General features: G+C 70.1%; 9 protein-coding genes and 1 pseudogene. 6 read left to right on the top strand and 4 right to left on the bottom strand.

All coding sequences use genetic code 11. The features are described from left to right. Positions 1–134: 134 nt before the first annotated feature. The 3 genes from VF794_RS06065 to VF794_RS06055 all read left to right on the top strand — a co-directional run bounded on the left by VF794_RS06065 (position 135) and on the right by VF794_RS06055 (position 4,541). Positions 135–2,756 (top strand): GAF domain-containing protein, encoded by a 2,622-nt coding sequence (locus tag VF794_RS06065; RefSeq protein WP_331108233.1) that lies wholly within the window; start codon positions 135–137, stop codon positions 2,754–2,756. A gap of 96 nt (positions 2,757–2,852) precedes the next feature. Then, positions 2,853–3,611 carry an OmpA/MotB family protein gene (locus tag VF794_RS06060; protein ID WP_331108232.1) on the top strand — a complete coding sequence of 253 codons (759 nt, stop codon included), beginning with the start codon at positions 2,853–2,855 and terminating at the stop codon, positions 3,609–3,611. A gap of 90 nt (positions 3,612–3,701) precedes the next feature. Continuing rightward, a complete protein-coding gene (locus VF794_RS06055; protein ID WP_331108231.1) occupies positions 3,702–4,541 on the top strand; it encodes a hypothetical protein in 840 nt (279 codons plus the stop codon). A 66-nt stretch (positions 4,542–4,607) separates the two neighbouring features. Here the strand turns inward: VF794_RS06055 and VF794_RS06050 are convergent, their stop codons facing one another. Continuing rightward, complete coding sequence (locus tag VF794_RS06050) at positions 4,608–5,297, bottom strand: nucleotidyltransferase family protein (RefSeq protein WP_331108230.1); 690 nt, start codon at positions 5,295–5,297, stop codon at positions 4,608–4,610. A 163-nt stretch (positions 5,298–5,460) separates the two neighbouring features. Between VF794_RS06050 and VF794_RS06045 the strand changes: the two genes are divergently transcribed. Together VF794_RS06045 and VF794_RS06040 are read left to right on the top strand one after the other, a co-directional pair. Next, a complete protein-coding gene (locus VF794_RS06045) occupies positions 5,461–5,733 on the top strand; it encodes a hypothetical protein (RefSeq protein ID WP_331108229.1) in 273 nt (90 codons plus the stop codon). An 86-nt stretch (positions 5,734–5,819) separates the two neighbouring features. Beyond that, complete coding sequence (locus VF794_RS06040; protein WP_331108228.1) at positions 5,820–5,975, top strand: hypothetical protein; 156 nt, start codon at positions 5,820–5,822, stop codon at positions 5,973–5,975. Here the strand turns inward: VF794_RS06040 and VF794_RS06035 are convergent. Continuing rightward, positions 5,972–6,295, bottom strand: a complete 324-nt coding sequence (locus VF794_RS06035) for a CBS domain-containing protein (protein WP_331108227.1) — start codon at positions 6,293–6,295, stop codon at positions 5,972–5,974. The genes VF794_RS06040 and VF794_RS06035 overlap by 4 nt on opposite strands. A gap of 131 nt (positions 6,296–6,426) precedes the next feature. On the opposite strand from VF794_RS06035, the gene VF794_RS06030 reads away from it, so the two are divergent. After that, positions 6,427–8,451: a patatin-like phospholipase family protein gene (locus VF794_RS06030; RefSeq protein ID WP_331108226.1), complete on the top strand. Its 2,025-nt coding sequence runs from the start codon at positions 6,427–6,429 to the stop codon at positions 8,449–8,451. 83 nt (positions 8,452–8,534) lie between these two features. Here the strand turns inward: VF794_RS06030 and VF794_RS06025 are convergent, their stop codons facing one another. Together VF794_RS06025 and VF794_RS06020 are read right to left on the bottom strand one after the other, a co-directional pair. Then, the gene (locus tag VF794_RS06025) at positions 8,535–10,568 is read right to left on the bottom strand and encodes a Hint domain-containing protein (protein ID WP_331108225.1); all 2,034 of its coding nucleotides are present in this window, start codon (positions 10,566–10,568) and stop codon (positions 8,535–8,537) included. A 505-nt stretch (positions 10,569–11,073) separates the two neighbouring features. Next, positions 11,074–11,511 (bottom strand): annotated as a pseudogene (locus VF794_RS06020) (Hint domain-containing protein); the annotation flags it as partial.

Below are 11,511 nucleotides of genomic sequence, written 5' to 3'. Positions count from 1 at the left end.
CGGAACCCCTCCCCGAACGCGCCGCCTCTACTTTTTGTGGGCTCCGCCGCCGGCTAGTGGACGCATCCGCCAATGGCCGCCTTGCAACCTTTCAGGGGTTGGGGCGTGATGGTGTGGGGGGAAGTCCGCACAGGATGCCTGATTCCAATACTCCCGGTGCTCCGGAGGTCGCGGCGCTGCTGGCCGAGCGAGAGCACCTGCGCGCGGTGCTGCGGATGATGCCGGTGGGCGTCTCCATCGTCGACGCGCGGGGGCAGCTCGTGGAGGCCAACCCGACGGCCGAGTCCATCTGGGGCCCTCGAGCCCCTCGGGTGGAACTGGAGGACTACGGCTTCTTCGAGGGCTACTGGCCGGGGAGCGACCGGAGGCTGGAGCCGCACGAGTGGGCGCTGGCACGCACGCTGCGCGACGGGCAGCCGGTGGCGAACGAGGAGGTGGACGTCATCGCCTTCGACGGGACACGGCGCACGCTGCTCAACTCCACCACCCCGCTGCGAGATGCCCAGGGCGCCATCCTCGGAGCGGTGGCCGTGCACGTGGACATCACCACCCGCCGACAGGCCGAGCACGCCGAGGCCTTCCTCGCCGAGGCCTTCCTCGCCGAGGCCACGCGCCTGCTGGTGGAGTCATTGGACTGGGAGAGCACGTTGCAGGCGGTGGCGCGGCTGGCCACGCGCCACCTCGCCGAGGGCTGCATCATCGACGTGCTGGGGGATGACGGGGAGCTGCACCGGCTGGCGGTGGCCGCCCGGGAGCCCTCGCGCGACGCGCTGCTGCGCGAGGCCCTGCGCTACCCCCCGAAGGTGGGCGGCACGAGCCCCGTGGCCCGCGTGTTCACCGAGGGGCGCTCGCTGCTCCTCCAGGACATCACCCCCGAGCATCTGGACGTGCACGCGCGCGACCCGGAGCACCGACGACTGCTGGAGGCGCTGGCGGCGCGCGCGTGCATGGCGGTGCCGCTGGCGCTGGGAGAGCGGCGGCTGGGCGTCATCAACTTCGTCCTCTACACCCCGGGCCGCCGCTACACGGAGCGGGAGCTGGGCTACGCGGAGGAGCTCGCCCGGCGCGCGGCCTTCGTGGTGGAGCATGCCCGGCTCTACCGGGAGGCACAGGGGGCGCTGAGGGCGCGCGACACCTCGCTGGCACTGCTGGAGGCCTTCCTCTCCGCCTCGCCGGTGGGCATGGGCTTCATCGACCGCGAGCTGCGCTACGTCCACGTCAACCCGGTGTTGGCCACCATCAATGGCAAGCCGCGCGAGGCGCACCTGGGACGCCGCGTGAACGAGGTGCTGCCGGAGCTGGAGGAGTCCGAGCGCATCGCTCACCTGCTGCGCGGGGTGATGGAGAGCGGCGAGCCGCGGTTGAGCTGGGAGGGCGTGGTGCCCCCGCGCGCTGGCCTGCCGCCGCGCCCGGTGCGCGCCTCCTTCTTCCCGGTGAAGGTGGAGGGGGAGACGCTGGGCCTGGGCGGCATCGTGCTGGACGAGACCGAGCGCAAGCGGGTGGAGGCTGACCTGCGCTTCCTCGCCGAGGCCACCACGCGGATGTCCACCTCGCTGGACCTGGGCACCACGCTGGAGAGCACCGCGCGGATGGTGGCCGAGCACCTGGCGGACTACTGCCTGGTGGACCTGCGCACGGAGGACGGCCAGGGCCTGACGCGGGTGGTGGCGGTGGCGCGCGAGCCGGGCTCCCAGCCGCTGCTCGAGGAGGCCCTGCGCGCCTCGCCCGTCTCCCACCCCCAGTCCCCCATCCTCCAGGTGCTGGAGTCGGGCCGGGCCCTGCTCGTGCCCGAGGTGACCGAGGTCATGCTGGACGAGGTCTCCATCGACGCGAGGCACCAGCGGGTGCTGGAGCACCTGAGGCCACGCTCGGTGATGGTGGTGCCGCTCATCGCCCGCGAGCGCTCGCTGGGGGTGCTGACGGTGGTGAGCCAGGACCCGCTGCGCCGCTACACCAAGCACGACCTGACCCTGCTGGAGGACCTGGCCCGGCGCGCGGCACTGGCGGTGGACAACGCGCGCCTCTTCCGGCGGGCGGAGCAGGCGGTGCGCGAACGGGACGACTTCGTGGCCATGGCCACGCACGAGCTGCGCACGCCGCTGTCCGCGCTGAGCCTGCAACTGGCGGCGCTCCAGCGCTCGGTGGACACGGGACACCCGCCCACGCCCGAGCGGTTGCACCAGTCCCTGGTGACGGCGCAGCGACAGACGGAGCGGCTGGAGCGGCTCGTCAACGACCTGCTGGACGTGTCGCGCATCTCCACCGGGCAGCTCCATCTGGAGCCGGAGGAGGTGGAGCTGTCGGCGATGGTGCACTGGCTGGTGACGCGCTTCGAGGACAAGCTGGCGGAGGCCGGAGTCGTCGCGGAGGTGCACACGGCCGGACCGGTGGTGGCGCGAGTGGACCGGCTGCGGGTGGAGCAGGTGCTGATGAACCTGCTGTCCAACGCGGCGAAGTACGCCCCGGGCCTGCCGGTGGAGCTGCGCCTGGAGCGAGAGGAGCGGTGGGTGGCGCTCTCGGTGATGGACCACGGGCCGGGCATCTCCCCGGAGGCGCAGGCGCGCATCTTCGAGCCCTACCAGCGGGCCTCGGGCAAGCACTCGCGCCACAGCCTGGGGCTGGGCCTGTATGTGGCGCGACAGATAGCGCGCGCCCATGGCGGTGAGCTGACGGTGGCGAGCACACCGGGCCAGGGCTGCCGCTTCACCCTGCGCCTCCCCCTCGACACAGTGCCCGGCAGTGAGCCTCCGCGCTGAACAGTGCACGCACACCCCATCCGTTCCTCCTTGAGACCTACCCACGCGCCCTGACTACCCTCGGAACTCCAACGAGGTGAGCGCTGGGAGGCCGGGATGGAGCGCCGAGGTGCGCGGTTGCCGTGGTGGCTGCTCGCGGGGGCGGTGGGGGTGTTGCTGGGCGGAGGGTGGCTGGCCGGGCGCTCCATCTCCTCGCTGCTGGCGCGGGTGGAGCAACTGGAGCGGGAGGCCAGCGAGTCCGAGGCGCGTGTGGCGGAGCTCCAGGTGCTGCGGGACAGCATGGCGCGACGGCTGCGCCAGTTGGAGCAACGGCTCCAGGGCATGAGCGCGGCCCCCGGCAAACGGACCGGGGAGCAGACCGCGCGGCGCGAGGCGGTGCGCGCGGAGTTGGAGCAAGTGCTGAAGGAGGAGTTGGCGAAGGGCGAGGCCTTCCTGGAGGAAGCGGACGGCCGGCTGCGGGTGGAGCTGGCGGAGCGTCTCCTCTTCGAGCCGCGCAAGGCGACGCTGACGCCCGGAGGCGAGGAGCTGCTGGCGCGGGTGGGAGGAAAGCTGACGGGGGCGGAGGGACACCTGGTGCAGGTGGCGGCGTACACGGACGCGGTGGCGGAGACACCGGAGACGACGCCCGCGCCGACGAGCTGGGAGCTGTCGGCGGCGCGCGCGGTGACGGCGGTGCGCCTGTTGGGGGAGAAGGTGAAGCTGTCCCCGGACAGACTGGTGGCGGCGGGATATGGGCCCTACCACCCGGTGGTGCTGGACGATGGACCGCTGGCGCGTGAGCGCAACCGCGGACTGGAGCTCCAGCTCATGCCCGCGGACAAGCGCCTGGAGAAGAAACAGCCCGCGTCGAGGTGACGGGAGATACCTTGAATAAACAGGGCAGACGACCGTCCGAGCGCTGCGTCACCTACCCCTGCGCTGCTCCTTCCCCAGGAGGACTCCGTCGTGCCCACTCCCAGGCCTCTGCTGTGCGCGGCCCTGACGTTCAGCCTGCTCCTCACCTCCGGCACGGCCGAGGCGCGCTTCGGCAAGCGCTCCAACTCCGACTCCAGCAGCGAGGAGAAGGAAGAGAAGAAGGAGCGTCGGCACGAAGCCACGCCGGTGGACTCCAGCGGCGACGACGACAGCGACAGCGGGTCGGACAGCCACTCCGGCTCCTCGTACAGCGGCGGCTCCCACGGCGTGGTGGTCGTCTCCGACGACACGCCGACGTACCCCTACGCCTACAGGCCCTCCGTCGAGCAGCGGGCCGAGCCGAGGGAGCGGGGCCCGCTCATGGTGCGGCTCGGCCTCGAGGGGCAGTCGATGGGGGGCGGCTCCGCGCTCGCGGTGAACCTGGGCCTGGAGGGCAAGAGGTGGGGCGTGGGCGGGGCGCGGACGGCGCTCACGCTGCCGACGGATGACGGGACGGAGGGGTCGGACCAGATCCAGCTCTACACGGGACACCTGACGTACGCGCTGTATTCGAGCGACCAGGGCCGACTGAGGGCCGAGGCGGGCTTCGCGGTGGCGTACGCGCCGGACGTGACCTTCGTGGGCCCGAGCCTCGGCATGTCCTTCGAGCGCTGCCTGTTCGGCGGACTGGACCTGGAGGGCCGGGCGCAGGTCGTCCCGGTGCCCTACGCGCAGCTCGACGCACAGGCGGGCCTCGGGCTGCACCTGGGCCTGCTGACGCTGCGCGGTGGCTGGCGCTGGCTGTTGCTGAACGACCGGGGCCTCGTGGACGGAGAGACGCACGAGGACGTCTTCGCCGGGCCCTACGCGGGCATCGGCCTGGCCTTCTAGACGGCGCCCCTCACCCCTCCCCCCCTGACGGAGGGACGGGGTGAGGGTCTCGCGCCGCTCCGGAACTCAAGACCCGGAGAGCCCCTCGGAAGCCGCCTCCATGGGAGCCGCGTCCATGGAAGCCGAGGTGGTGCCCTCGGACTTCTTGCCCCGACGCTTGGGCGGAGGCGCGAGCTTCGGAGCCGAGCCGAACAGGCGCTCGTAGGTCTCCGGGGTGTTGATGTTCACCACGACGCCCGGGTCCTTCACGGGGATGCGGCGCAGCTGAAGGCCGCGGATGGCGCCCTCGAGCATCGTCTCGCCACCGTCCTTGTCCCGCAGCCGCTCGGCGCTGGCGCGCGAGAGGACGATGGGGAAGCCGGGAGCCCCCTCGAACTCGGGACGCAGCCCCTCCAGCGAGTCACCCATCGACTTGATGAGGGACTTGAGGGTGGTGGCCCGCAGGGCGGGCATGTCCACGGGGTGGATGAGCACCACGTCCGCGCCGTCCTCGAACGCCGCCTCCACGCCCGCCTTCACCGAGCTGAGCTGCCCATCCTGCCACCCATCGTTCTCCACCAGGTGGATGGCGGGGTGCTGCTCGCGCACGGCGTTGGCGTCCTTGCCGATGACGCCGATGATCGAGCAGCCCGCCTTGCCGAACGTCGAAGCGAGCGATTGGAGGAAACTTTTTCCTCCCTCGTGCTCGAGAAGTGCCTTGGGGTGACCCATTCGCCTGGCCTCGCCCGCAGCGAGGATGATTGCCACTGCCTTCATGCCACGCCTCCTCAGCCCCCATCTGGTTGGCGCGGGGGCGACCGGGTACAGGCTGGCAAGCGTGGAGCGATCTGGCCGCGTACCCGAGGGCAGGCCGTCGAGAAGACGGCACTTGCGGGGGCGCGGATGTTCACCACGGGCGGAAGTGCTACGCCATTCGCCCATGAGCGAACTTCCGGCCTACATCGCCCGCCTCCATCCCCACCGCTCACACTTCGCCGCCACCCGCTTCGGGCGGATGCACGACGTGGAGGAGGGCACGGGACGGCCGGTATTGCCGCTGCACGGCAACCCCACCTGGTCCTTCCTTTATAGGAAGGTGTTGTCGGGCCTGGCGGGAGGGCCGTACCGGGTGGTGGACGTGGCTGGGACGGCACGCAGGGAGACCCCTCGTCCAGCTCAAGAGACGTGGCGGGGGCCTACGCGTGGGCTTTGAGGAGGGTGGTGGACCGGGCGGCGCCGCTCGCGCTGGCGCGCATGGTACCCAACCACCCGGAGCTTCCGGGGACCCGTGGAGCTGGTATGGGAGTGAAGGACCCCATCCTGGGCCGGGGGCTGCGCCATCACCGGGAACTCTTCCCGGGCGCGCGCGTCACCGAGACTTCCGCGGGCCACTTCCTCGAGGAGGTTCCCGAGGACATCGTCGCCGCCATCCGTCGGGTGGCGGACGCGCGCTAGTGAACCCAGTTGGAGCGGGAGCCCTGCCCGTTCGGGACGAAGACGAGGCGCGAGGGGCGCTCGTCCGCAATTCCTTCCGAAGCCATGGCGGCGCGGGCAGTCAGAATTTCAGACATGCGGGCCAGCGGGAGCGTGTACCAGATGCGGACCAACTCCTCCTCGGTGACATGCCCGAGCACCTCGCCGTGTCGCTCATCCACCACTGGCAACAGGTGCACGCCGTAACGGTGCATCACCTCAAGAGCGCGCAGCACCGTGTCGCGGGGATAGAGGATGATCTCGGGCATCTCAGCGACTTGGGTCTCGACCGTGCGGCGCATCAGGCAACCTCCAAAAGGGGAGCCGACCGGGCTCCTCCTTGAGCCTTAGCAATCCCCTTGCCGCCCTCCGGGGGCCCCCCCCACACAACTTTTGGACGAATGTGGGGATAATGGAGCGAAGGAGTCCCACCATGTCCGTGAAGCCGCCCAGCCCGTCCACCGCGTCCCTCACCCGGCGTGCACCGGACGCGCTCGCTCCGTCCAAGCCCGCGACGTCCTCCAGCCCCCTGGAGAAGCTCGGCCACGCGCTCCAGAGCGCGGCGAAGAACGTCACCCAGCACGTCAACCGCGCGGTGGACACCTTCGAGGCGAAGCTGCCGAACCTGGGCCGGGCCCCCGGCGCCAGACCGTGGGAGGGCATCACCCTCAACGGCAAGCCGCTGAAGATTCCGCTCGACGCCCTGAAGAAGGTGGACCTGGGCGACCTGCGCAAGGTGCTCGAGCACGTCATCCCGCCGAAGATTCGCGACGAGCAGGGCAAGAAGCTCGTGGCCCAGACACAGGACTTCCGCGAGACACTGGGCAAGGTGCGCGCGCTGTCGGCGGAGCTGGACCTGCTGCCCGCCAGCCACCCTCGCCGCGCCGAGGTGCAGAAGGCGCTGGACGCCGCCGAGGGCAAGCTGAAGGCGGACACGGGCTACACGCGCACCACCGCGCCCAAGCCGGGCGCCCTGTGGATAGATCCGCAGTTCGCCGGCAAGGAACTGCCGGGCGGCAAGCTGCACGCGAGCCACTTCCCCACGGGCACCCCGGTGACGAAGCCGCCGGCGCCCCTGGACTTCGTCTTCGGCAAGGGCCCGCGCACGCTGACGCTGGGCGAGGGCCCCACGGCGCGCACGGTGAGCACCCCCGCGGAGTACAAGGCCGCGGTGGCGGCCCGGCGCGCCGAGCTGGGCATGCCGGTGCAGGACGGAGAGCCCCAGGGTGTGCACTTGAGCCTCCAGGGTGGCGGCGGCAAGGGCAAGCGCTACGGGGCGATGCTCGCGGAGATGTATGACGTGGGCGTGGTGCCCACGAGCTTGAGCGGCACCTCGGCGGGCTCCATCGCGGCGGCGTTCGCGGCCACGGGCGCGGGCCCCGCGGAGATCCAGGCCCTGGCCAAGGACCCCCGGCTGAGCAAGCTCTACGACCCCGACCTGGACATGAAGGACGGAGGCGTCCTCAACGGACAGAAGGCCTTCGACCTCGTGGACCAGGAGCTGCGCCGGCTGTCGGGGATTACCGCCCGGCCGGTGACGATCGCGGACCTGAAGGTGCCGCTGCAGATCCTGGCGGCCAAGGCGTACGACAGCGGAGCGGGGCCGGAGGGGATGACGTCGGCGAAGGACCGCATCTTCGTCTTCAGCCAGGAGACGACGCCGGACACGCCGGTGGCGCTGGCGGTGCGGGCCTCGATGGCGATTCCGGGCGTCTTCGAGCCGGTGCAGGTGGTGGACCCGACGACGGGCCGGCAGATGCACCTGACGGACGGAGGCGCGCTGGACAACCTGCCCATGGGCTACAACAAGAACGGCCTGCCGGCGATTGGCGCCTCGCTCTACTCGCGCGCCACGGGGCACCCGGCGGCACACAAGGACACGACGAAGCCGCTGCCCGGGGGCAATCTGGACACGACGAACGTGCTCTGGAGCGCGCTCAACGGCTACACGATGATGAAGGACTCGGCATCGGACTTCAACGACTACATGGACCGGACGCAGCCCAAGGCGAACCAGTTCATGCTGACGCTGCCCACGTGGGACCTGAACGACCCGAGCAAGGGCGACAGCACGCTGAAGTTCGGCTACGACCCGAAGGTGGACCCGGCGCTGGACGGGCAGTCGCGGCAGGTGACGCGCGACTTCCTGCGCAACTTCCTGGACGACCTGCGGGTGCCGGGCTCCAAGGGGACGAACTTCTCGTCGCAGGTGCCGGCCAACCTCCAGTTCGACGTGCCGGTGGAGGCCAAGGGCAAGCAGTACCAGGTGAGCTACGCGGGCGGTGACAACCTGCTCGTCACCCCGAAGGACGGGGGCAAGCGCATCGAGCTGCCGGTGGGCAAGCAGCGCATCGAGGCGATGTACCTGGACCACCAGGCCTTCGGAGACCTCCAGGCGCAGCTGGCCTACACGCTGACGAACCCGAAGGCCAACAAGCCGAGCTGGCTGCCCTTCTGAGCCGCACGAGGGCCTGAAAAAGGAAGAGGGCCGCCCGGTGTGAACCGGACGGCCCCCTGGAACCTCAGCCCTTCAGTGCCGGACTAGCGCTGGGCGCTCTTCGAGGACGGGTTGCGGCGGAAGTCCTCGTGCCAGGCGCCGTGCAGCCTGGTGAGCACCTCGCGAACATCCAGCGAGCGCTGCTTCTCCAGCTCGGACTGGAGGTGGCTGTCACCCACCAGGTAGCCGTTGGCGTACAGCGTCCGGGCCTGGGGGCCCGCCTTGGCCAGCTCCTCCGGGGTGCCCAGCGCGAAGTTGAACACGTCACCGGAGTAGGCCACGCGCTCCACGCCCACCAGCGTCGCGGTGCCGGTGCGGGTCAGCAGGGTGTCGCCCGCCTTCAGCTCGCCGGCCTGCACCGCGCCGCGCTTCGCCGTCAGCATGGGGTGGGTGTCCGTCACCATCACCTCGCCGCCCTGGTCGTCGCGCAGCTTCACCAGCGGCTTGCTCTCCCCGCCGCGCGACACCGTCGTCACCGTCAGCGCCAGCCCCTTGCCGTTGGCCAGCAGCTTGTCACCCACCTTCACCTGGTCCACCGTCACCGACTGGCCGTCCGCCCTGGTCACCTTCGTGCCCTCCGCCAGACAGGCATTGCGGAAGTCCAGGGTCTGGATGGAGTGGAAGCGCGTGCGGGTGTAGGGCGTCCCATTGGTGAGGTCGCCGTTGAGGCCGATGTTGTAGCAGGAGCCCTTGAGCGTGGCGCGCATGTAGAGCTTCACGTTCTGCATGTGGTCCAGGCAGTCACGCCCGAAGTCCACCAGGCCGTTGTACGGCACCACCTGGTGCGTGGGGTAGGTGCCGTCCGGACGCGGCGCCTGGAAGGGCAGGCTGCCGTTGAGCACCTGGGAGCCGGAGGCGTTGCCCGCGGTGCAACGCCCGCCCTTCTCCAGCAGGATGATGCTCGCGTCGCTCTCGATGGAGTTCACGATGCAGTTCTGGGGCACCTTGACCCGGTACTCGCCGCGCATGGGAAGGTAGAGGCGGGTGATGTCGTAGGTGCCGCCCGGGGCCGGCCAGTAGTTCTCCGGCCTGCCCACCCACTCGCTGTAGGGCGACTTGACGGCATCGGGGTCCACCGCGGACACGCCCGTGAAGGGCTTGGCGAACGGCTTGAAGAGCCCCGTGCTCGGGTCCACGCTGCCCGAGGCGTAGTCGCAGTCCAGGTAGCCGGTGATGCCACCGCGCTCCAGGCAGGAGCGGATGGGGTTGTCCTGGTAGTACGAGCCGATCAGCTCCCGCGGGTGCTGGCTGTTGATGGTGTTGATGTCGGGGTCCTCCGGGTGCATGCCCAGCGACGTCAGGGAGGACTCGGACACGGCGTAGGACAGGTGCGACTCGCCCGTGGTCTCGTTGAAGGCCAGGGCCACCGAATCCACGATGAGCGTCTCGCCGGGGTTGGCCTTCAGGTTGAGGTCGAGCTTCGGCGTCTCCAGCACCGCCCCCGCGTAGTCCTCGAAGGACTGGGTGCCGATCACCCGGAACTGCGTGCGCGTGGCGTCGGTGGCGAAGGCGGTGACGTCGGCGTAGGCGTAGTCCGAGCCGTTGAAGCAGGTGACGATGCCGAAGGTCTCGAAGCGCGCCTTGTCGCTCTCGGAGCTCTGCACGTCCGCGAGCGGCAGCAGGTGGCCGCACCACGGGTTGCCCTCACCACCGGACGCGACCGTGGTGGTGGAGGAGATCATGTCCTTGCGAGCCATCTTGCCCGGGATGGCGGCCTTCTTCTCCTTGCGCAGCTTCTCGATGCGATTGAAGAGGTGCGGCGAGTTGTCCGGGGTGTTGCCGGCGGCGAGCAGGCGGTTCTTCAGGAAGCGGTACTGCGCGTCATCGGCGAGGTCGATGGGCATTTCCCGGTTCTTGCCGGCGCGGGAAGAGCCCCCCTGCGCGCGGACCTCCTGGTTCCACCGCGCGTAGAGCCCGGCCATGTGGAGCGAGTCCGCCTCCAGGGCCTGCTTGTCCGCGGCCTGGAGCTGCGACGGGGCCTTCTGCTGACCACACCCGGTGCCCAACAGGGTCAGGCACGCGAGGGCCGTGAAGAGACGGGAGCGCAGCCGGGGCGAAGCGGTCGACGACACAATCATGGGGCTCACCTCTACTTGGGGATGAAGACGATGGACGACTCTCCCGAGGCACCGGGAGGAGGACCTTCAGGAGCGCGACCGGGTCGCGCTCCTTGCTGGCTCGAAACACAAACTGGGGATGCCCAGCCAGAAGTGAAGACATGCCAAGAAAAGCTTTTCCCTACCTGTCCAAACACAGACACCTCCAGGGAAAACCCCACGCCCTCGCCGCGAACGCCGGACAATCCCCTGTCCCGCACGGGTCGGGCGCGCACCCAGGCGAGCGAATGTCTCTCCATGCCTGCTCTCCCAGGAGCGCCTTTCCTTTCTCCAGCCTCCGTCATGAGAGGCTTTCCTTTCTCCAGCTTTCCGCATGAGAGGCTTTCCTTTCTCCAGGAAAGGAATTGCCCACGCGGAGAAGGGAATTACCCACGCGGCGTCCCCACTCCGGCCCCGCAAAGCGGAAGGGCCGCCCCGCTGCCACGGGACGGCCCTTCGAGAACCACGGCGACTCGGGCCAGGCCCGCTAGCGGCGGGACACCTCGCGCCGCTCCAGGGACAGGCGATAGTCCTGGTGCCAGGCGCCGTGCAGCTTCGTCAGCACCGCGCGAGCGTCCACCCGGTGGGCCTTGTCCAGCGCCTGCTGCGACAGGCTGTCACCCACCAGGAAGCCGTTGGCGAACATCGTCCGGGCCTCGGGGCCCGCCTTGGCCAGCTCCTCCGGGGTGCCCAGCGCGAAGTTGTAGACAGAGCCCTGGTAGGGGACGCGCGCCACGGCCACCAGCTTCGCCGGGCCGGAATTCGTCAGCACGGCCTCGCCCACCTTCAGCTCGCCGGCCTGCACCAGGCCACGCTTCGCCGTCACCATGGGGTGGGTGTCCGTCACCATCACCTCGTGGCCCCGCTCGTCGCGCAGCTTCATCAGCGGCTTGCTCTCCCCGCCGCGCGACACCGTCGTCACCGT

This window comes from Archangium sp. (genome assembly GCF_036389735.1).
Classification (GTDB): domain Bacteria; phylum Myxococcota; class Myxococcia; order Myxococcales; family Myxococcaceae; genus Archangium.
The sequence above is the reverse complement of the archived record's forward strand: the minus strand, read 5'-3'. Positions and strand labels throughout refer to the sequence as shown.